20 protein-coding genes are annotated in these 19,667 nt (G+C 62.5%); 6 read left to right on the top strand and 14 right to left on the bottom strand.

Annotation, left to right across the window (positions count from 1 at the left end):
* Positions 1-144: 144 nt before the first annotated feature.
* Positions 145-1,785, bottom strand: a complete 1,641-nt coding sequence (locus KHO30_RS31440) for an SH3 domain-containing C40 family peptidase (RefSeq protein WP_211703259.1) — start codon at positions 1,783-1,785, stop codon at positions 145-147.
* A 233-nt stretch (positions 1,786-2,018) separates the two neighbouring features.
* Here KHO30_RS31440 and KHO30_RS31435 point away from each other — a divergent pair, with 233 nt between their 5' ends.
* The 5 genes from KHO30_RS31435 to KHO30_RS31415 all read left to right on the top strand — a co-directional run bounded on the left by KHO30_RS31435 (position 2,019) and on the right by KHO30_RS31415 (position 5,771).
* Positions 2,019-2,441 (top strand): TOBE domain-containing protein, encoded by a 423-nt coding sequence (locus KHO30_RS31435; RefSeq protein WP_093639496.1) that lies wholly within the window; start codon positions 2,019-2,021, stop codon positions 2,439-2,441.
* 179 nt (positions 2,442-2,620) lie between these two features.
* The gene (locus KHO30_RS31430; RefSeq protein ID WP_093639740.1) at positions 2,621-3,121 is read left to right on the top strand and encodes a GAF domain-containing protein; all 501 of its coding nucleotides are present in this window, start codon (positions 2,621-2,623) and stop codon (positions 3,119-3,121) included.
* A gap of 172 nt (positions 3,122-3,293) precedes the next feature.
* Positions 3,294-4,367: an aromatic ring-hydroxylating oxygenase subunit alpha gene (locus KHO30_RS31425; protein WP_211703258.1), complete on the top strand. Its 1,074-nt coding sequence runs from the start codon at positions 3,294-3,296 to the stop codon at positions 4,365-4,367.
* Between the two features lie 49 nt (positions 4,368-4,416).
* A complete protein-coding gene (locus KHO30_RS31420) occupies positions 4,417-4,584 on the top strand; it encodes a rubredoxin (RefSeq protein WP_093639504.1) in 168 nt (55 codons plus the stop codon).
* Complete coding sequence (locus KHO30_RS31415; protein ID WP_211703257.1) at positions 4,581-5,771, top strand: NAD(P)/FAD-dependent oxidoreductase; 1,191 nt, start codon at positions 4,581-4,583, stop codon at positions 5,769-5,771. Before KHO30_RS31420 ends, KHO30_RS31415 begins: the two co-directional genes overlap by 4 nt.
* A 159-nt stretch (positions 5,772-5,930) precedes the next feature.
* Here KHO30_RS31415 and KHO30_RS31410 read toward each other — a convergent pair whose 3' ends face one another.
* Entirely contained in the window at positions 5,931-6,851 is a 921-nt protein-coding gene (locus tag KHO30_RS31410) for a LysR family transcriptional regulator (protein ID WP_211703256.1), read from the bottom strand.
* A gap of 429 nt (positions 6,852-7,280) precedes the next feature.
* Between KHO30_RS31410 and KHO30_RS31405 the strand changes: the two genes are divergently transcribed.
* The gene (locus KHO30_RS31405; RefSeq protein ID WP_093639513.1) at positions 7,281-8,990 is read left to right on the top strand and encodes a putative bifunctional diguanylate cyclase/phosphodiesterase; all 1,710 of its coding nucleotides are present in this window, start codon (positions 7,281-7,283) and stop codon (positions 8,988-8,990) included.
* 165 nt (positions 8,991-9,155) lie between these two features.
* On the opposite strand, the gene KHO30_RS31400 is transcribed toward KHO30_RS31405, so the two are convergent.
* From KHO30_RS31400 to purD, 12 genes are all read right to left on the bottom strand, one after another.
* A complete protein-coding gene (locus KHO30_RS31400; RefSeq protein ID WP_093639516.1) occupies positions 9,156-9,665 on the bottom strand; it encodes a phasin family protein in 510 nt (169 codons plus the stop codon).
* A gap of 191 nt (positions 9,666-9,856) precedes the next feature.
* Entirely contained in the window at positions 9,857-10,954 is a 1,098-nt protein-coding gene (locus KHO30_RS31395; protein WP_211703255.1) for an extracellular catalytic domain type 1 short-chain-length polyhydroxyalkanoate depolymerase, read from the bottom strand.
* A 106-nt stretch (positions 10,955-11,060) separates the two neighbouring features.
* Complete coding sequence (locus KHO30_RS31390) at positions 11,061-11,486, bottom strand: CopG family transcriptional regulator (RefSeq protein ID WP_200621795.1); 426 nt, start codon at positions 11,484-11,486, stop codon at positions 11,061-11,063.
* Between the two features lie 457 nt (positions 11,487-11,943).
* Entirely contained in the window at positions 11,944-12,645 is a 702-nt protein-coding gene (locus tag KHO30_RS31385) for a hypothetical protein (protein WP_200620047.1), read from the bottom strand.
* A gap of 267 nt (positions 12,646-12,912) precedes the next feature.
* A complete protein-coding gene (rng, locus tag KHO30_RS31380; protein WP_093639528.1) occupies positions 12,913-14,382 on the bottom strand; it encodes a ribonuclease G in 1,470 nt (489 codons plus the stop codon).
* 9 nt (positions 14,383-14,391) lie between these two features.
* Positions 14,392-15,021 (bottom strand): Maf family protein, encoded by a 630-nt coding sequence (locus KHO30_RS31375; protein ID WP_211703254.1) that lies wholly within the window; start codon positions 15,019-15,021, stop codon positions 14,392-14,394.
* 61 nt (positions 15,022-15,082) lie between these two features.
* The gene (locus KHO30_RS39605; protein ID WP_266211099.1) at positions 15,083-15,214 is read right to left on the bottom strand and encodes a hypothetical protein; all 132 of its coding nucleotides are present in this window, start codon (positions 15,212-15,214) and stop codon (positions 15,083-15,085) included.
* A 29-nt stretch (positions 15,215-15,243) separates the two neighbouring features.
* A complete protein-coding gene (gene rlmH / locus KHO30_RS31370) occupies positions 15,244-15,714 on the bottom strand; it encodes a 23S rRNA (pseudouridine(1915)-N(3))-methyltransferase RlmH (RefSeq protein WP_093639533.1) in 471 nt (156 codons plus the stop codon).
* A 99-nt stretch (positions 15,715-15,813) separates the two neighbouring features.
* Entirely contained in the window at positions 15,814-16,269 is a 456-nt protein-coding gene (rsfS, locus tag KHO30_RS31365; protein WP_200564433.1) for a ribosome silencing factor, read from the bottom strand.
* A gap of 4 nt (positions 16,270-16,273) precedes the next feature.
* Complete coding sequence (locus tag KHO30_RS31360) at positions 16,274-17,026, bottom strand: nicotinate-nucleotide adenylyltransferase (RefSeq protein WP_200620048.1); 753 nt, start codon at positions 17,024-17,026, stop codon at positions 16,274-16,276.
* Positions 17,027-17,052: 26 nt separating this feature from the next.
* Positions 17,053-17,976: an oxygen-dependent coproporphyrinogen oxidase gene (gene hemF, locus KHO30_RS31355; RefSeq protein WP_093639540.1), complete on the bottom strand. Its 924-nt coding sequence runs from the start codon at positions 17,974-17,976 to the stop codon at positions 17,053-17,055.
* 237 nt (positions 17,977-18,213) lie between these two features.
* Positions 18,214-19,512, bottom strand: coding sequence for a phosphoribosylamine--glycine ligase (purD, locus tag KHO30_RS31350; RefSeq protein WP_211703253.1), 1,299 nt, complete (start codon positions 19,510-19,512; stop codon positions 18,214-18,216).
* Positions 19,513-19,667: the final 155 nt, after the last annotated feature.

Raw genomic sequence — 19,667 nt, 5'->3', positions numbered from 1 at the left:
CGACTCCTTGAATTAACAGGTTCGTGAGTTGAAAGACCGGCTGCGCGAGCCAGGCCTTCAACGTTACGACGAGTGGATCACCGTCGAATCGACACTCCGGGAAAAATATTTTTTGAGCACGCCCGTGCGGTGCGGTGCGATGAGTCAGCCGGCCGGATTGTCGTCGTCCGGCGGTGCGGCGGGTGAGGAAGGGGTCGCCGGCGTCGCCGCGCCGCCGCCCGGCGCGCCGAGAATGCTGATCTGGAACGTCGGCGTGGCCGCGAGCGATTGCAAGGTCGCGTCTTCCGGGATGTGCTCGAACAGCGGCAGGATCACCGAGCCGCCGATCACCGCGCGCCGGCTATTGTCGGCCGGACGCAAGCCCCACACGTCCTGGTAGACCACCGGCACGGCCATGCCGTTGCGGGTCGTGTTGCCGATGTACAGCATCACATGCCCTCCAATGTAAATCAGCGTGCGTAGCGGTTCACCATGCTGGGCGAGGTAGTCGAGCCGTTGCGCCGGCGTCGACGCGGATAGATCGATCATGCGTCCGGCGCTCATCTGCGTCGACGAATGGCGCGGCAGCCACACGCCGAACGCCGCGAAGATGCTTTGCAGTTCCGACGAACAGTCGTTGTAGAGGCCGCTATTGCCCCAGCCGTACGGCCGGCCGATCAGCGTTTTCATCAGCGTTGCCAGATGCCGCGGGGTGGCGGCGAGCGGCATCGGAGCGATCTGCGCATCGTTCAGTTGGGCGGTGCGGATGATCGCGTGGCCGTCCACATCGCGGGCCGGGACGAGGAGTTTGCGCGCGGCGGTGGCGCTGGCAGCTTCGCTCGCGGGTTTATTTGCCTGAGGTGCCGGCCGCATGGCGTTGTCCGGGGCGAGCGGCAGCAGCGTGCCGGCGGGCGCGTCGAAACGGAACACACCGCGGCTGTCGCGCACCGGCGCTGAGGCGACTATCACGGCGCCCAGAGACTTTGCCGTGGCGGCGCGCCACGTGTCGACGAAGGCGTCGTCAGTCAGGCCGACGCCTTCTGTGCGCACCCAGCCTTGCACGTCGGGCGTCTGCACGTAGCGCCACGCGCCGTCGACGCTGCTGCCCAGCACGTACAGCGGCGTGCCTGGACGTACTGCCGAGATCTGCAGGTTGTCGAACGGATAGCCTTCGCCGGCGAGGTGGTGATCGTAGAACGACGGGTCCGTGGTCGGCAGTTCGCGCACCATCAGGTTGCCGGTGGCGATCGCGCGACTTTCGGACTGGTAGACGGCCTTCTGCGTGAACTGGCCGACATCCATGTTTTGCGCAATGGCGTCGATCCATGCCTTATCGTGCGGACGGAAATTCTCGCCGTAGCCGAGCGCCGCACCGCTCTTGCCGGTGTTGTCGAACTTGTCGATGCGGCGCTGCTGCAGCGCGACAATGTCCGCGCCTTGCTGGCGATAGACGCGCATCGCCACGTAAGCGGAATTCCATGGCGACGGCGCGCTCGTGCCGGTGCCGAAATAGCGCGCGTAGAGGGCGCTGAAGTGTGCCTGCTGATCTGCCGGACTCAGGAACGGCCGGTCGTAGCCGAGGTTATCCGGTTCGAGCCAGTGGTCGACGTTCTGGTCGTAGTTGGCGATCGGGAACAGTGCGACGGTGTCGACGCTGGTATGGGCATCTCGGGTCGGCGCTGGATTGCTGCAGGCGGCGAAGGTAGCGGCGGCTGCGAGCGCGGCGCATAGCGTGGCGGCGCGGCGGGCGTGCGGCAAGCGGGCGGCGAGGCATGCGGCAAAGCGGGGCAGAACAGCGACAGGCATGGAGTTCGACGGTGATGGTCCAAGGGCCCGATGATACGGTGTCGCGCGGTGGCCGCGGCGCTATGAGTGTATTTACACAACGTTTATGTGGTTTCATTGGGGTTCGAATCGTCAATAGCGGCTGTGCCATACCGCACTTCACGTGCGAGCGACCACACATGCCGGGCGTTTCCTTACACTCGACACATTGCCTCGAAGCGTCTTTCACGAGGCTCCACAACCAGGAGAACAACATGCAAACCAGCGCACGCAATCAATTCGCCGGCGAAGTCGCCGAAGTCAAACACGGTGCCGTGAACGACGAAGTCACGTTGCGCACCCCGGACGGTCTCGAGATCGTCGCAATCATTACGCACGGCAGTGCGACGTCGCTCGGCCTCGCTGCCGGCAAGAAAGCTTTTGCGCTGGTCAAAGCGTCGTCGGTGATCGTGATGGTCGACGTCGCGAAGAGCCAGGTGTCGGCGCGCAATTGCATCGCAGGTACGGTGTCAGCAGTGACCAAGGGCGCGGTGAATTCGGAAGTGACCATCAGCGCGGGCGGCGCGCAGATCGCCGCGATCATCACCAATGAAAGCGTCGACCGCCTCGGCCTCGCGAGCGGTAAGGCGGCGACGGCGATCTTCAAGGCATCGAGCGTGATCATCGGCGTCGAATAACGATCGACGCATGGCGTTGTTCGCAGGCTCGACGTCCGGACAACGCTTTATCAGGGCGCTCGTGGATCGAACGGAAAGAGGGCAGCATGCGCAGCGCGGCGTGCCGTGAAGGAAACGGCGGCTTGATTTACACTGCACGCCTCGCTCTTCCTCTTTCCGCTTTCATTACGGACGCCGTCATGTTCGAAGTCTCCTCCGCCTCGCATCTCCCCAAAGCCGCGCAATACGAAGAACTGGTCGCCCAGGCGCGCGCGCTGCTCGCCGGCGAAACCGACTGGATCGCCAACGCCGCGAATTTCTCCGCGTTCGTGTTCCATTCCCTGAGCGATCTGAACTGGGCCGGCTTCTACTTCCACGACGGCCGCGAACTGGTGGTCGGGCCTTTCCAGGGCAAGCCCGCCTGCGTGCGCATCGCGCTCGGCAAGGGCGTGTGCGGCACGGCGGCGCAAACCCGTCAGACGCAAGTGGTGCGCGACGTGCATGAATTCCCCGGTCATATCGCCTGCGATTCGGCGTCGCAATCGGAAATCGTCGTGCCGCTGGTGGCACCGGATGGCACGCTGATCGGCGTGTGGGATGTCGACAGTCCGGTCGTCGCGCGCTTCGATGAAGAAGACGCGAAGGGCATGGAAGCACTGTGCGCGGTGTTTATCGAAGCCGCGCTGCCGCGCGCAGCCTAAGCGTTTCAGGCGGCGCTGATCCACTGGTGCGGTGGCACCCTATGCATTTTCATACATAGACTAGATGCATTTCAGGGGATGGGTCGGCGGACCTCATCCCGCTATCGTTCTCTCCACGCGTTCAGGAAAACACATGAGCGCGACGAACCCCCACCAGGTTTTGGAGACATGCATGAGTTCCGCCACCGCTACTGCCACCGCCACCACCAGGCCGCTGACATTCCAACGTTCCCCCGCTTTACCCCGTAATTGCACCTTCGATAGCCACGACTGGGAGATTCTCAGCCGCTACTGGCATCCGGTGGCGTTCGCCGCCGACGTGACCGACAAACCCATCAGTGTGACGCTGCTCGACGAGCCTCTGGTTGTGTTCCGCTCGAACGGCCAGTTGGTGAGCGCGCGCGATGTCTGTCCGCATCGCGGCGCGCCGCTCAGCCAGGGGTGGGTCGATAACGGCAACATCGTGTGCCCGTATCACGGCCTCGCGTACGGCAACGACGGCAAGTGCAAGCACATTCCGTCGCAAACGGACGGCCCGATTCCCGAGCGCCTGCATCTTGTCACGTATGCGACGCAGGAAGCTTACGGTCTCGTGTGGGTCTCGTTGGGTGGCGGCACCGAAGCGTTGCCCGCGTTTCCCAACTGGAACGATCCCGATTTCCAGCAGATTCTGCCGCCCTCGATCGACATCAACGCTTCGGCGGGACGTCAGACCGAAGGCTTCATCGACGTCGCGCATTTCGCGTGGATCCACCATGACAGTTTTGCCGACCGGCATAACCCGGTGGTACCGCAGTATTCGGTCGAGCGGCGCGAACGCGGCATGCACGCGGAGTACGCAAGCACGGTCAGCAACTTCCCGAAGTCGATGCAGCATCGCGCACCTGAGGGCTATCTGTGGCATCGCTTCTTCGACGTGGACGTGCCGTTCTTTGCGCGCCTGACCGTGCATTTTCCCGACAATGGCCGTCTGTCGATCCTGAATGCCGCGAGCCCGGTGTCCGCGCGCAAGACGCGTCTGTTCGTGCCGATCGTGCGCAACTTCGATAAGGATTTGCCGCTCGAGGACGTCTACGCGTTCAACCGTCAGGTGTTCGAAGAAGATCGAGCGATCGTCGAACAGCAGCGCCCGGAAGATCTGCCGATCGACCGCGCGGCGGAAGCGCCGATTCTCGCCGACCGTTCGTCGGGTGCCTACCGTCGGGCGCTGGCCGAGATCGGCCTCGGCCAGGCCTATGTGCGCTAGTTCGCGGCGCGGGTTTGTGACGAGTGATTGGTGATTCGGGAGAGAAGTCATGAAAGTATGGGAATGCGTGATCTGCGGCTTTCGCTATGACGAAGCACTGGGTCTGCCGGAAGCGGGCATCGCGCCGGGCACGCGTTGGGAAGATGTACCGGACGACTGGTTGTGCCCGGACTGTGCGACCGGCAAACACGACTTTGAAATGCAGGTGATCGCATGACGGCCGCTCAGCATGAAGACAAAGGACAGCCGGTGGTGATCGTCGGTACGGGCATGGCGGGCTATACGGTTGCGCGCGAATTGCGCAAGCTCGATAGCACCGTGCCGATCGTGATGATCAGCCGCGATGACGGCAGCTTCTATTCGAAGCCGATGTTGTCGAATGCACTGGCGATGAAGAAAGAGCCGCAAGCGTTGGCGAGTTTCGACGCCATGGCGATGGCGGCGCAACTGGGCGCGTGGATTCGTGTCAATCAGCGTGTGGAGCGCATTTTGCCGGCCGAGCACACGCTGGTGGTCGACAACGCGTTGCTCGGCTACAGCAAGCTGGTGCTGGCCATGGGCGCGGACCCTCGGCGCCTGAAGGTGGCGGGTGATGGCGCGGCCGACGTGATGTCGATCAACGACCTTGGCGATTACGCGCGCTTCAGATTGGCGCTCACGCGTTGCCGCTCGGTGGCGATTCTGGGCGCGGGTCTGATCGGCTGCGAGTTTGCCAACGATCTGGCCGCCGCCGGTTATGCGGTCAACCTGATCGATCCGGCTTCCACGCCGCTGGCTCGCTTGCTTCCGCAAGATGTGGGTGAGATTTTCGCCCGCGCGCTTGACGATGGCGGCATCCGTTTTCATCCTGGCCGCAGTGTGGATCGTATCGATCGCTTGTCGGACGGTTATCGGCTGACGTTCGCCGACGGTGAGCCGATCGTTGCGGATCTGGTCGTGTCGGCAGTCGGCCTTGTGCCGCGTACGGCGTTGGCGGCTGCTGCGGGTCTCGAGATCGATCAGGGCATTCGAACCGATGCGTGGTGCCGCACCAGCGCACCGGATATCTACGCACTCGGCGACTGTGCCGCGATCGACGGCAAGGTGCAGCCGTATATCCTGCCGATCATGCACGCCGCGCGAGCGCTCGCGCGCACCCTGGCCGGGCAGCCGACCCGCGTCGCTTTTCCGGTGATGCCGATTACCGTGAAGACGCCCGCGAGTCCCGCCGTCGTCGTGACACCCGAGGGCGAGGGCGCGTGGTCGATCGAAACCGCCGGCGACGCGGCGAAGCATGCGGCGCGCGCCGTGTGCTGGCATGCCACCAGCGAGCGTCCGTTGGGCTTCGCCTTGCTCGGCGCGTCGATCGAAGGCAAGGCCGCTCTGATCAAGGCCATGACAGAGGGGCCATTAGCGACCAGCTGACCCATAACAATGTTCCGTCTGACCGACCTCGCTTTGTGATCGCTCGGTGTTTTAAGGGCCTGTCACCTGCAACACATCCGATGATCGCATTCGCGCCGCAAGCTCTGCTTGCGGCGTTTTTTTATCTGTTTGAAAGATGTGCGCGCCGGTGACGAACGCTTAGGAAGCCAGATCTTTCGCGACGTTGGCGATCAGCCTGCGCAACCAGATCGCGGCGACGCTGCGATGCGTGCGGTCGTGCCAGAGTTGATAGTAGGTGAGCGCCTGCGGCTCGCCGGGAATCGGCTCGATACGCAGCGGCAGCATCCTGGTGTAATGCGTGGCGAGCGCACGGGTGGTAGTGAACAGCAGATTGGAGCGCGCTAAAACGTAGGGCGCCATGCCAAAGTAGGGCAGCGTCGTAGTGACGGTGCGCGATAGGCCGCTGCGCGCAAGTTCGACGTCGACCGTGCCCCACGATGTTGTGTTGTACGTCATCACGGCCAGATGTTCCGCTTCTTCGTAGACGGGCTTGCTAAGCCGCCCCGGTTTGATCGGGTGGCCGTTGCGCATCAGGCACACCAGTTCGTCCTTGCACAGCGGCTGCAAATGCAGATGCTCCGGTGGTGTGCGCCAGTTGCCGATCACCAGATCGAGAAAACCGCTTTCCAGTCCATGTTCATAGCCGCCGTCCACCATCATCAGATGCCGGAACTCGAGCTTTGCACCCGGCGCTTCGCGATGAAACGCATCGACTACGGCGGGGACGAAGAACGCATCGAGATAATCCGGCGAGCCGATCCGAAAGGTCTGGCTGGTGGTGGCCGGATTGAACGACGAGGTGGGATGCAGAATGGCCGCGATACTGTTCAGCGCTTGCGCCGTGGGTTCGATCAGCGTGAGTGCGTGCGCGGTGAGAACCATCCGGCTGCCGCTGCGCACCAGCAGCGGATCGCCGGTCATGTCGCGCAGTTTGCGCAGCGCCACGCTGACGGTCGGCTGCGATTGTCCGAGCAGCGTTGCGGTGCGCGAGACGCTCGATTCGGTCAGTAGCGTGTGCAGCACCTTGAGAAGGTGCGAATCGATGACTTCCTTGGACATGAAAAACGGGACCCTGTTTCGTGCGGATCCATGCCGTGGGGCAGTGTTTTTGTCGAAGGATCGCGAGCGAAATATATCGACGGATATAGCGGTCGTCAATCCGGCGAAGCCCTGTGCGAAGGCGTCGAAGGCCGGCGCACGTTGAGTCATAGGGCGCGGAGTATCCCGGTAATAGCCAGCGCTTTATGATGCACGCGATGACGGGCGTGCCGCTGCCCGAATCGGGGAATACACCAAGGGAAACGATTGCCGCGAAGAACGTGCGGCTGGTGCGGTGGACCCGGCCAGGAAAGCCGCTATCATACGAACGTTACCCGGCGGATCAGACCGAAACGCCGGGTTTGCCGGTTGCGCGGTGCGCGTCAGGAGAGACGCTCATCCGCTTTCCTCATTCGCTTTTAATATCCAGGAAATTCAAAGGCCGGCGCGATGCAAGTTCACCCCTACGCCGAGACGCGCACACGCGACGCCGCGCTTGCGGCGGCGCCTTACGGCATGTTCATCTGCACAGCCGACGGCACGTTCGACTCCGTCAACGCAGCTTTCGAGAAGCTGACCGGTTTTACCGCCGAAGAATTGATCGGCCGGCGCACTTTTGAGTCCCTGCTCGACCCGGCCGAACTCGCGAGGCGGCGCGCCGAATTGCCGCCGCTGTCGGCGCTAGGCTCACGCTATGAAGACGAATGGTCCTATGTGCGGCGCAACGGCACCCCGATTCGCGTGGTGTTCGCGCTGGCGCCGCTCGTCGCCGAGCCCGCACATCCCGGTGGTGTAGACACGGGCCCGGCCCGTTATGTCGGCATTGCCATCGACATGACGCGCTACGCGCAGTCCGAGGCGCGCCTGTGGTACGTCTCGCATCACGACGGCGTGACCCGCCTGCCCAATCAGACGCTTTTCACCGAACGCCTCGAGTTGACGATCGCGCGCTGCCAGCGCAACGGCGATGGCTTTACCGTGTTGATTGCCGAACTCGATCATTTGCGCAAACTGCGCGATGCGCTCGGTTTGCATGCGGCTGAACTGGTGTTGCAGATCGTCGGCGAACGGCTGCGCGGTCTCTTTCCCAACGACGGTACGATCGCCTCGATCGGCGGCACGCAATTCGCGCTGCTGATCAACGAAACCGGCGCGGCGGCCGATGCTTTCGCCGCTGAGGCGCTGGGCCGCATCGCCGAATCGATCGACTACGCGGGTACCGCGCTGAACATCACGGCGAGTATCGGCGTCGTCGCCTATCCTGCGGACGGCGCCGATGCCCCGACGCTGATGCGTCGCGCGGGTGTGGCGTTGTCGGCGGCTTCGGCGGTGAACGGCAATGCGGTGCGGCGCTTTTCCACCGCGCTCGAAGGCCAGGCGGCGCGACGCTTCGAACTGGAGACGATGCTGCGCGAAGCGCTCGAGCGTCAGCAATTGCACCTCGTGTATCAGCCGCAGGTGACGCTTTCCAATGGCCGCATCGCGCAGGTGGAGACGCTGCTGCGCTGGAATCATCCGCAGCGTGGGCTGATCAGTCCGGTCGAGTTCGTACCGGTTGCTGAAGAGTCGGGCCTGATCGAGCAGATCGGCGAGTGGGTGATCCGTACCGCGTGCCGCGACGCCGGCAAATTGTTGCGGCTCACCGGCACCTTGCCGCGGGTCGCGGTGAACGTGTCCCCGCAGCAGTTCCAGCGGCACAATCTGTTCGAGACGATCCGCGAGGCGCTCGAAGATGCCGCGCTCGACCCTTCGTACCTTGAAGTGGAAATCACCGAGGGCGTGCTGCTGGGCGACACCGAGCTGGCACTGCAGACGCTGCATGCGTTGCGCGAATTGGGCGTTGAAGTCGCGGTGGATGATTTCGGCACCGGCTATTCAAGCCTTGCTTATCTCACGCGCTTTCCGCTGAATCGTCTGAAAATCGATCGCTCGTTTGTGATGCGCATGAGTACCGATCCGCAGTGCGCGGCGCTCGTCGGCGCCATTATCGCCATGGCTCATGCGTTGAAATTGCGGGTGACGGCTGAAGGTGTGGAGACAGCCGAACAGGCTGCGCAACTGGAAGCGCTCGGCTGCGACGAGGCGCAGGGATTCTGGTTCTCGCGACCCATCACCATCGCGGCGTTGCGCAATTTGCTGAAGCCGTTGGGCACGGGTTGACGATCGGCGGTTGACTTCGGCAATCCCGTGGCCAACTTGAAGTCGTAGGCGTGCAGTCGCCGCAGCGCGCCGTACTTCGCGCAAGACGCGTGTCGCCCAAGCTAACCGGAAAAGAGAAAGGGGCCGAATGGCCCCTTTTCGTCTGCTCGAGTTACGACACGAGACTTATTTTGCTGCGTCGTCTGCGGTGGTGAGCGCTGTGCCGGCCATACCGGATGCGCGCTTGATGCTGTCCTGCACCACATTGCTCGAATGAATCATCGAGGCCATCACGGATTGCATTGCCCCGAATGCGCTATCCGAGCTGAACGGCGTGGTTTGGCCGAAGCCCGAACCGAGTTGCGCCACATTTGCGCCGAACTCTTCGCGCAGTGATTCGCCTGCCTTGGTCAACGCCGCGGTGAACTGCGCGTCAATTTCCTTGACGTGCTGCGCGTACGACAAGGTGCGTTGCACGAGTTGCTGCTGCAAATCGGACACGCCGGCGAAGGGCGCGGTGTTGAACTGGCCGGCCGACAATGCGCTCTTGCTTTCGGTGACGGATGCCTTCAGTGCCGCGAGATTGAGTTCGCCGAGCTTTTGCAGACATGCCAGCCCATCGAGCTGCAGGTTGGTGAAGATGTCGAAAGTGCGTTGGCCGAAGGCTGCGCTATGTTCGATCGCGGGGCTGTGCATAAGTGATCTCCAAAGTGACCCGGGGCAGGCGCCCAAAGGATTTCGGAGGCCAGGTCTCACACGAGACAGCAGGTCGACGCGGCGCAGTGATTTTGCTGCGCTGCAACATGAGCCACTTTATACCTTTGCGGCAGGATGTACAGCGTTTTCGTCAAAATGATTCGTCAGTCGAATGGCGCTTACTGTGCGCCTTATGTACGCGGATGCGCGAGGAAGAAGCGCAGCATTTCGGCCGTCGCATCGGGGCCGGATGGGTCCGTGTACGTGCCGCGCTGACTGCCGCCGGCCCATGCGTGGCCCGCGCCATGGATCGACCAGTACTCCGCTTCGGCTCCGTTCGCCGCGACGAACCGTTGCACCGTGCAAGCGCGCTGGCCGCTCGCCGTGCCTGCGGCGTGCGACAGCGGTTTGAGTGTCGTGACTCCGCCATCGAAGCCCGCTAAGAGCGCGGTGGCGTTCGAGGGATGCACTGTCGTGTCCGCGTCGCCATGAAACACGATGAGCGGGCGTTGCGGTTCGACGCGTGAGCGGCTGCGATGCGCTTTGCCGCCTTTCATCGCGGCGAGCGCCGAAGGCAGATCCTTCGCGCTTCCGTAGGCGAGGCCGGAATGCACGCAGGCCGCGGCGTACAGATCGGGCGAGGTTTTGAGCAGGACGTCCGCCATGGCGCCACCTGCCGACAGACCCGCCACATAAACCCGCGCCGGATCGACGCGATAACGCGCCATCACCTCACGCGTGATGCCCGCGATCAACGACGGTTCGCCCAGATCGCGCTGCTGGTCGGCCGGCTTGAACCAGTTCCAGCAGGTCGACGGATTGGCGGCTTGCGACTGATTCGGATACACAACGATGAAGCCATGACGCTCGGCCATTTCGTTCATGCGCGTGCCGGCCGCGAAGTCGTCGGCGTTTTGCGTGCAGCCGTGCAGCATCACGATGAGCGGCAACGGTTCGCTCTTGTAGACGGCGGGGACGTAGAGTTTGTATTGGCGTTGGCCCGCGCTGTTGCTGAAGGTGTGGGTGCTGAATGTGCCGGGGGTGTCGGCGTCGAAAGTGCGCTCGGCAGGGGCGTGCGGTGCGGCGTTGGCGTGGGATTGCGGCTGCGTCCACGCTTGTGCCCATTCGTTGACACTCTGCGGCATGGGCGGAGTTTGCACCTTGCCTGCGTCGGCCTTGCTGCCTGCGAGTGCGCGCTGGACCGCGGCGGTCGCTTCCTTCGGCCCCTTTGTGCGCAGCAGGTCGAAGGCTTCTTTCATCGACTTCAGGAAATCTTCATTCATTTTCATGATCGGCAGTGACTGCGTTGACTTACATTGCGCGTGACGGAGTCAGGCGATGAGCTTCACGGCCTCAGCATGGCTTCAACCAACGAATCAGCCATGCCGGGCACGCCTACCTGATGCGTCCGGCGAGCGCCGCCTTGACCGCGGGCGACGCGTGAAACGCGCCGAGCACCACCACCGATGCGATCGCGGCCGCCGCAAGTTCCGGCGGCACATCGGCTGCGATGCTGGCGAGGCCGAGCACGTGAATGTCCAGCCGCTCGTTGGCGGCTTGAGCGGCTTCGAGGTCCTGTTTCGAGAAGTGTTGCAGGCCGAGCACCAGCGCGCGCCGGGTCACCGTTTCCGTGACGACCTGCGCGTGGATGGCGAGCTGGTTGCGGATCGCCGTGCGAATCAGGTCGGTGCGGTTCGAGTAAAAGCCTTCTTCGACGAGCAGGTCGATCTGGCCCAGGTCGATTGGGCCGAGATTGATGGTGATCTTTTCGGTCTCGCCGCCTTTGGGGCGGGAGGTGTCGATGAGTTTGAGGTTGGCCATTTATATTCCGTTCGGCGTTCGTTAAACATCCGTACGCCATCCAATTAACATCCAATGGGATGGTTATACGCGACTCGTTCGAACGGCGTCAATGAGGAAATTGAGGGCCGGGAGAGATGGGGGAACAGAAATCCGAGGCTGTTTGCGCGGCAGGCACCGTTTGCAGAAGGGCGTGAGCAAAACCTCAGCCCCCAACGACCCGCGGTGACTGCCGGCTTCGAAGTGACGTGCAGACTATTTCGCCTACTCAAGCAACGTCGACGAGCGGCTGCTTTTGTGGATCGGGTGGGCCTCTGAACGGCAGATCTCGGGGAAGCGGTTTTGCCGGCGGCTCCAGCGGCGGTTCTGGAGGCGTGCTCGAGATGGGCCCGACAGGCGAATCGTCCTTGGCCGGATTGAACCTGACTTGCATGGCAACCTCCATGTGTATCGGAACGTTCTAGGCGCTCAAAGGCGCTTATTTACTATGCCCCTTGCTGGTCCGGGACCCGTGCAGGTATTCCGTGGGCGGAAACCAGAAGAAACATTGGTTTTGCTGGGTAGAAGGCATGCTGCGTATATCGATCGGTGCTGTTATTTTTATATCCTGGGTTTTCGGGAGGTCTGCCTTATTCAGACCGCCTAAATAGAAGATCGAGAAAGCGGCTGCGGTTAGCAGGGCCTCAACTACGACGAGGAGATTGATGTTGGAAATATTCTTCGCGCGTTCGTCGTTGATTTTTGCGTTGGTTTCCTGGCGTGCGAGATAATTTTCTATTAATAGCTTTTTAAGCTCGTCTGCCGATGTTATTCCTTGCGCCTGTGCCGTCTGGGGCGATCTGGCTATCGTAGCGTCCCATCCACGCTTGTATCTATCCAGCTCCGTCGACACGGGAAGGGTTTTGTACGTGTTTCTGTGGAAGAGCGAACCCACTGAGGATCTGAAAAAGTAAAACCCGGATAAAAACAGTAGCGCAAAGGTGATCGCCAGAAGCGTAAAAAACAAATAGTCTGCGAGACCATGCGTGTGCCCGATATCGACGTTAGTCAGCAGAAAACTAAGCGCGCCAATAATCGCAGTAACAAGCGTGAGGGATGACTGCAGTCGCGAGTCGATCTTGTCGCGTAAGTCGAGTTCGCGCCAGTGCTGGCTTTCGTAGAGATCTTCCGCGTTCAACATGCTGCGCCCCCTAAATCCGGCGAGTTATGACGTTCTTTCCAGACGATCAAGCAGCAGTGCAACGTTCATTGTAGTGAGGGGTTTTCGGTTTTAAATCAACCAAAACCCGGAGAAAGTGCCGCGCCGGACGTTGAGTATCTGCGCGGAAGCTGGACGAACGTCGCGAGACTCCTTTAAGAAGTCTCGCGAGTGGAGGGGGTTAAATCATTGAGCCGGGAGGCTTCGATCAGGTGGGCTATGAGGCGCCACGGAGCGCCTCGACCGACGTCACATCAACACGATGTCGTACTGCTCCTGGCTCAAATTCGATTCCACCTGCAACGATACCGGCTTGCCGATGAAATCGATCAGCATCGCCAGATGCTGCGATTCTTCCTCGAGGAAAAGATCGATCACCTGCTGCGACGCCACCACGCGAAACTCGCGCGGATTGAACTGCCGCGACTCGCGCAGAATTTCGCGCAGCACGTCGTAGCACACCGTGCGCGAGGTCTTGACCTGCCCCTTGCCCTGGCAAACCGGGCAGGGCTCGCACAGCACATGCGCTAACGATTCACGCGTGCGCTTGCGTGTCATCTCCACGAGTCCGAGCTGCGAGAAACCGTTCACGGTCACACGCGTGCGATCGCGCGAGAGCGCCTTCTTCAACTCACCAAGCACCTGATCGCGATGCTCGATGTTCTCCATATCGATGAAGTCGATGATGATCACGCCGCCCAGATTGCGCAGCCGCAATTGCCGCGCGATGGTGTGCGCGGCTTCGAGGTTGGTCTTGAAGATCGTATCGTCGAAGTTGCGCGCGCCGACGTAGCCGCCGGTGTTCACGTCGATGGTAGTCATCGCTTCGGTCTGGTCGATCACCAGATAGCCGCCCGACTTCAGATCGACCCGGCGTGACAATGCGCGCTGGATTTCCGCCTCGATGTTGTACAGATCGAAGAGCGGCCGCTCGCCGGTGTAGTGATGCAGCTTCGACGACACCGCCGGCGTGAACTCCGCTGCGAAGTCCGCGAGCATCTGATAGGTCTCGCGCGAGTCGACCTGAATGCGCGAGGTCTCGTCGTTGACGAAATCGCGCAGCACACGTTGTGCGAGATTCAGGTCCTGATATAGCAGGCTGGTCGGCGGCATGCGCTGACCTTGCGAGATGATGGTCGCCCACGTCTTGCGCAGATACGCGACGTCTCCGGCCAATTCTTCGCTGGTTGCATCTTCAGCGATGGTGCGCACGATGTAGCCGCCTTTTTCATCGGCGGGCAGCACGGCAGTCAAACGCGCGCGCACGGCCTCGCGTTCGGCTTCGCTCTCGATCTTCTGCGAGATGCCGATGTGCGGCTCCTGCGGCAGATACACGAGCGTGCGCCCGGCGATACTCACTTGCGTGGACAGCCTTGCACCCTTGGTGCCGATGGGATCCTTCACGACCTGCACCATCAACGTCTGACCTTCGAAGACGATTTTCTCGATGGGCTGATGCGGCGTTTGATGCTGCGGTTCGCCCGCAATGCGTGGATGCCAGATATCCGCTACGTGGAGGAACGCGGCGCGTTCCAGACCGATGTCGATGAAGGCGGACTGCATGCCCGGCAACACGCGGACGACTTTGCCGAGATAGACATTGCCGACGCGTCCTCGCGACAGCGTTCGTTCGACGTGAAGTTCCTGGACGGCGCCTTGCTGGACGAGCGCGACGCGCGTTTCCTGCGGCGTGACATTGATCAGGATTTCTTCATTCATGGTGTTATTTTAGAAGTCGATGCGCGCTGCACGCAGGAGGGCAGCGGTTTCAAAAAGCGGCAAACCCATGATACCTGAATAGGACCCGTCGATATGTTCGATAAACTCCGCGGCGCGTCCCTGCACGCCGTACGCGCCCGCCTTGCCGAGCGGCTCGCCGCTTGCGGCATAGCGGCGCACGGCGTCCGCTTGCAGTGCAGCAAAACGCACCTTCGATACCGATAGCGCGGCGGGCAGCAACCTGCCTTCCGAGTCGACCACCGCGATGGCCGTCAGCACTTCGTGATCGCGGCCCGCGAGACGTGTGAGCATCGCGACGGCATCGTCGGCGTCGACGGGCTTGCCGAGGATCGCGTCGTCGATCGTGACGGTTGTGTCGGCAACCAGGATCGGTCGTGCCGCATGGCCGCCTGCCACGAGACGTGCGCGTGCTGCGTGCGCCTTCGCGATGCACACGCGCTGCACGTAGTCGCGCGCCCGCTCGCCGGGTAGCTCGACTTCGAGCGCTTCGGCATCTTCATCGGGACGCGGCAGGAGCAATTCAAAACGCACGCCGAGTTGTTGCAACAACTCCTGGCGGCGCGGACTTTGGGAAGCGAGGTAGACGAATGGATGCAGCGAAGCGGCGGACGTGGGCATGAACAGGTCTCGATGAGGCGGGTTGCGTCAATGCGCGAGGCGCGCGCGATGAGCGTATCAGTCAGGCGACGATGAACGAGCCGAAGGACACGATGAAAAGCGCGTCGATCAGCGTATCGATGAACGCGCCTGCAAATGCGCCCACAAGCACGTCCACAAGCGCGTCAATCAGCGCAGGCAACAGGACCGGCAAACACGCGATCCGTCAGCCGCCTCGTTCGCTCACACGCGGTGATAGGGGTGATTTTGCGTGATGGTCCACGCGCGGTAAAGCTGTTCGGCGAGCAGCACGCGCACCATGGCGTGCGGCAGCGTCAGGCTGGAGACACGCAGCAGCATATCGGCGCGTGCTTTCAGATCGGGATCGAGCCCGTCGGCGCCGCCGATCAGAAACGCCACGTCGCGGCCGTCCTGCTGCCAGCCGGGGAGGGCGCCGGCGAGCTGCATCGTGGTCCAATCCTTGCCGCGTTCATCGAGCGCGACGATGCGCGCGTTCTTCGGCAACGCGGCTTCGATTTTCTGCCGCTCGGCCGCCATCACACTTTCGGCCGGACGCCCCGACGAACGCTGCTCGGGCTTGATCTCGCGCAGCTCGATACGCAGCTCGGGCGGCATGCGCTTCGCGTATTCGTCGAAGCCGGTGGCGATCCAGTCCGGCATCTTGTGGCCGACGGCGAGGATGTGCAGTTTCATGACGGATGTAATCGGGGGCGCAAGCGCTGCAATCGCTTCAATCGCGCACGCATGCTCTGACTTTGCGTCGCGGACTTCAGCGGTTTGCCAGCCGCGTACTTACTTGCGGCGTACCGGCGTCTTGCGTGCAGGCTTTTTGACAGCCGGCGCTTCGTCTTCTTCGTCCTCGTCATCCGGCTCGCTTGAGCGCGCGCCGCCGAACGGATCCGGCGTGGACAGCTTGAGGCGCACCGGCTTGTCGCCCCAGATTTCTTCGAGGTTGTAGTACTGGCGCAGCGCCGGTTGCAGGATGTGCACGATCGCGTCGCCGCAATCGACCAGCACCCATTCGCCGACGTCGTCACCTTCGGTGCTGATGACGTCGCCGCCGTTTTCCTTGACGCTCTCGCGCACGCTCGAAGCGAGCGCCTTGGTCTGGCGGTTCGAGGTGCCGGAGGCGACGATCACGCGATCGAATAGCGCGGTCAGGTGGCTGGTGTTGAACACCTTGATGTCTTGCGCTTTGACGTCTTCGAGAGCGTCGACAATCACGCGTTGCAGTTTGCGAATATCCATGGGGTTACCGGTGGTACAGATGATGTTGAAGAATATAGTCCCACACCGCAGTGGGGACATGGCTTGCGGCCCGGGCCTGGTTCCTGTCTTGCGGTTCGCCGCCTGCGAGGGCGAGCCGCTGGGTCACCTGTTCGCGCAGATGCGCGCGAATGTCGGTGGCCGAGACGTTGAACGCAAGCGTCGTATCGATCAGCAAGTGCCCGCAGGGGGTGGCTTGCAGAACGTCGGCGCGGGCACGGCGCGCGTCGATTTCTTTAGCGACCACGGGCGGAATCGATGCGAGGTCGAAACCGGGGCGCGTGGCCGCGCAGATGTGAGCAAACTCGAACAGGCGCCGCCAGTCGCGCCATGTGTCGAGATGCACCAGTTGATCCGCACCGATCAGAAGCGCAATCGACGCATTCGGACCTTCGCGTTCACGCCATAACTGCAGCGTGTTGATCGTGTATGTCGGACCGTCGTGTTCGATCTCGTCGGTCGCCACCCGCACGGTCACGCCCGGCAGCACCAACGCAGTGGCGGCGGCGCGGGTCATGGCCAGCCTGTGAACAGCCGCTGACACGTCTGTTTTCTGCCAGGGCTGTCCGGCCGGCAGCAGCACCAGCTCGGTCAGGTTCAGCACCTCGGCGAAACGCCGCGCGAGCGCGAGGTGGCCGTCGTGAATCGGATCGAAAGTGCCGCCGAGCAGTCCAATCCGGCGAGGCAGGGCGACAGGATGAGCGTTCGGCTTCAGGTGAAGATCCTTTGTCGTGGTCACGTGGTGTGCGGTGCGAGCTTAAAGCCTCACACCCACTCGCGCGGCACGAGAAAATCGGTGTAAAGACGCGCTTCCGGCGTGCCCGGTTCGGGATGCCAGTTGTAGCGCCAGTTCACCACAGGCGGCATCGACATCAGTATCGATTCGGTGCGTCCGCCGCTCTGCAGCCCAAACAGTGTGCCACGGTCGAAGACCAGATTGAACTCGACGTAGCGGCCGCGCCGGTATGCCTGGAAGTCGCGCTCGGCTTCGCCGTACGGAATGTTGCGGCGCTTTTCGATGATCGGCATGTAGGCTTTGAGGAATCCTTCGCCGACGCTTTTCAGCATCGCGAACGATTGATCGAAGCCCGGCGCCGAGAAATCGTCGAAGAAAATCCCGCCGATGCCACGCGGTTCATTGCGGTGTTTGAGGAAGAAGTATTCGTCGCACCAGCGCTTGAAACTCGGGTAGAGGTCGGCGCCATAAGGCTGCAGCGCGTCGCGGCACACCCGATGGAAATGCTGCGCGTCTTCCTCGTAGCCGTAGTACGGCGTCAGATCCATGCCGCCGCCGAACCAGAACACCGGCTCTTCTCCCGCCTTGGTCGCGATCAGCAGACGCACGTTCATATGTACGGTCGGGCAGTGCGGATTGTGCGGGTGCAGCACGAGCGAAACGCCCATGGCTTCGAAACCACGGCCGGCCAGTTGCGGGCGTGCGGCGCTTGCCGAACCCGGCAACGCGTCGCCTGCTACGTCCGAAAAGCCGATGCCGGCCCGCTCGAAGAAGTTGCCGCCTTCCAGAATCCGTGTGTAGCCGCCGCCGCGCAGCTTTTCGCCGGGGGCGCGCTGCCATGCGTCGGTCGCGAACGGCTTACCGTCGAACGCGCCGAGCGTGTCCGCGATATGCGTTTGCAGGCCTTGCAGCCAGCTGCGCACGGCCTGTGCGTCATAGCTCGAATCGGTCATGAATGCAGATGCAGAGGGCGGCACGCCTGTCGTGCCGCGGGTTTTTCTTGAAGGGCGAGCGCCGGGCCTTCGTCCGGATATTCCTGAAGGCGCGGTGCTACGGTCGTTCGCGCCGGGTGAAATGCCGCTCAACCGGGGTGAGCCCACATGGAGCGGTGGGCGCCGTGATGACCGCGATGGCCGCGAAAACCCGCAGTGTAGCGCCGTTGGCGCCGCATGCGGGCGAGTGGGGCGGGCTTAGTGCTTGCCTTCGGTCTTGGCGTCGTGCTTGCGGTTCAATGCGCGGTAGCCGATGTCGCGGCGATATTGCATGCCGTCGAACGAAATCTGGTTGATCGTCTCGTACGCGACCGACTGTGCGCTGCGCACCGAATCCGCCAGACCGACCACACACAGCACGCGGCCGCCCGAGGTGGTCAGCTTGCCGTCCGACAGCGTCGTGCCGGCGTGGAACGTGACCGAATCGCCGGTTTCCGCCGGGATATCGCTAATCCGGTCACCCTTGCGCGGCGTGTCCGGATAGTTGTACGCGGCGAGCACCACGCCGAGCGCGGTACGGCGGTCCCATTCGAGTTCAATCGTATCGAGCGTGCCGGCGATGGCCTGCTCGACCACCTTCGAAAAGTCGCCTTTCAGACGCGCCATGATCGGCTGCGTTTCCGGGTCGCCCATCCGGCAGTTGAATTCGAGCGTCTTCGGGTTGCCTTGCGCGTCGATCATCAGGCCGGCGTACAGGAAGCCCGTGAAACGGATGCCTTCTTTCTCCATGCCGCGCACGGTCGGCTGGATGATTTCGCGCATCACGCGTGCATGCAGTTGCGGCGTGACGATCGGCGCGGGCGAATAGGCGCCCATGCCGCCAGTGTTCGGACCCTGGTCGGCGTCGAGCAGGCGCTTGTGATCCTGGCTCGAAGCAAGCGCCAGCACATGCTTACCGTCCACCATCACGATGAAGCTGGCTTCTTCGCCGGCGAGGAATTCCTCGATCACGACGCGCGCGCCGGCATCGCCCAGCTTGTTGTCCGACAGCATCATGTCGACGGCGGCGTGCGCTTCTTCCAGCGTTTGCGCAACCACGACGCCCTTGCCGGCGGCGAGGCCGTCGGCCTTGATCACGATCGGCGCGCCCTTGGCGTCCAGATACGCGTGCGCGGCGGCGACGTCGGCGAAGGTTTCGTACTCGGCGGTCGGGATCGCGTGGCGCTTCATGAACGCCTTGGCAAAATCTTTCGAGCTTTCGAGCTGCGCGGCTTCCTTGCTCGGCCCGAAAATCTTCAGACCGCGCGAGCGGAACAGATTGACGATGCCCGCGGCGAGCGGCCCTTCCGGTCCGACCAGCGTGAACGCGATCTGTTCTTTCTCGACGAAATCGGCGAGTTCGGCCGGATCGGTGATGTCGATATTGCGCAGACGCTCGTCCTGGGCGGTGCCGCCATTGCCGGGCGCAACGTAGACGAGCTGAACCCGCGGCGATTGCGCGAGCTTCCATGCCAGCGCATGTTCGCGACCGCCGGAACCGACGACGAGTAACTTCATGTGAATCCCCGAGACTTAAAAACCATAAACGGCTGAAGCATCACGCCCAGCCGTGGAAAAACAGCGAGGTTTGCAATGGGCCCGCAGCCAGGCAGCGGCGCAGGGCACATAGCGAACCCGGGTGGTGGCGGTGCGGAAGGCCCCAACCAACGCCC

The sequence above is a fragment of the Paraburkholderia aspalathi genome, assembly GCF_905220735.1.
Taxonomy (GTDB): Bacteria; Pseudomonadota; Gammaproteobacteria; order Burkholderiales; family Burkholderiaceae; genus Paraburkholderia; species Paraburkholderia aspalathi.
The sequence above is the reverse complement of the archived record's forward strand: the minus strand, read 5'-3'. Positions and strand labels throughout refer to the sequence as shown.

Excerpts from the sequence above, each read along its gene's own strand:
- KHO30_RS31385 (WP_200620047.1), bottom strand. The coding sequence starts at position 12,645 with ATGTTGAACGCGGAAGATCTCTACGAAAGCCAGCACTGGCGCGAACTC.
- KHO30_RS31435 (WP_093639496.1), top strand. The coding sequence starts at position 2,019 with ATGCAAACCAGCGCACGCAATCAATTCGCCGGCGAAGTCGCCGAAGTC.
- rng (WP_093639528.1), bottom strand. The coding sequence starts at position 14,382 with ATGAATGAAGAAATCCTGATCAATGTCACGCCGCAGGAAACGCGCGTC.
- hemF (WP_093639540.1), bottom strand. The coding sequence starts at position 17,976 with ATGACCGATTCGAGCTATGACGCACAGGCCGTGCGCAGCTGGCTGCAA.
- KHO30_RS31395 (WP_211703255.1), bottom strand. The coding sequence starts at position 10,954 with ATGAAAATGAATGAAGATTTCCTGAAGTCGATGAAAGAAGCCTTCGAC.
- KHO30_RS31390 (WP_200621795.1), bottom strand. The coding sequence starts at position 11,486 with ATGGCCAACCTCAAACTCATCGACACCTCCCGCCCCAAAGGCGGCGAG.
- KHO30_RS31425 (WP_211703258.1), top strand. The coding sequence starts at position 3,294 with ATGAGTTCCGCCACCGCTACTGCCACCGCCACCACCAGGCCGCTGACA.
- KHO30_RS31440 (WP_211703259.1), bottom strand. The coding sequence starts at position 1,785 with ATGCCTGTCGCTGTTCTGCCCCGCTTTGCCGCATGCCTCGCCGCCCGC.
- rlmH (WP_093639533.1), bottom strand. The coding sequence starts at position 15,714 with ATGAAACTGCACATCCTCGCCGTCGGCCACAAGATGCCGGACTGGATC.
- KHO30_RS31415 (WP_211703257.1), top strand. The coding sequence starts at position 4,581 with ATGACGGCCGCTCAGCATGAAGACAAAGGACAGCCGGTGGTGATCGTC.
- KHO30_RS31405 (WP_093639513.1), top strand. The coding sequence starts at position 7,281 with ATGCAAGTTCACCCCTACGCCGAGACGCGCACACGCGACGCCGCGCTT.
- KHO30_RS31420 (WP_093639504.1), top strand. The coding sequence starts at position 4,417 with ATGAAAGTATGGGAATGCGTGATCTGCGGCTTTCGCTATGACGAAGCA.
- KHO30_RS31410 (WP_211703256.1), bottom strand. The coding sequence starts at position 6,851 with ATGTCCAAGGAAGTCATCGATTCGCACCTTCTCAAGGTGCTGCACACG.
- purD (WP_211703253.1), bottom strand. The coding sequence starts at position 19,512 with ATGAAGTTACTCGTCGTCGGTTCCGGCGGTCGCGAACATGCGCTGGCA.
- KHO30_RS31375 (WP_211703254.1), bottom strand. The coding sequence starts at position 15,021 with ATGCCCACGTCCGCCGCTTCGCTGCATCCATTCGTCTACCTCGCTTCC.
- KHO30_RS31430 (WP_093639740.1), top strand. The coding sequence starts at position 2,621 with ATGTTCGAAGTCTCCTCCGCCTCGCATCTCCCCAAAGCCGCGCAATAC.
- rsfS (WP_200564433.1), bottom strand. The coding sequence starts at position 16,269 with ATGGATATTCGCAAACTGCAACGCGTGATTGTCGACGCTCTCGAAGAC.
- KHO30_RS31400 (WP_093639516.1), bottom strand. The coding sequence starts at position 9,665 with ATGCACAGCCCCGCGATCGAACATAGCGCAGCCTTCGGCCAACGCACT.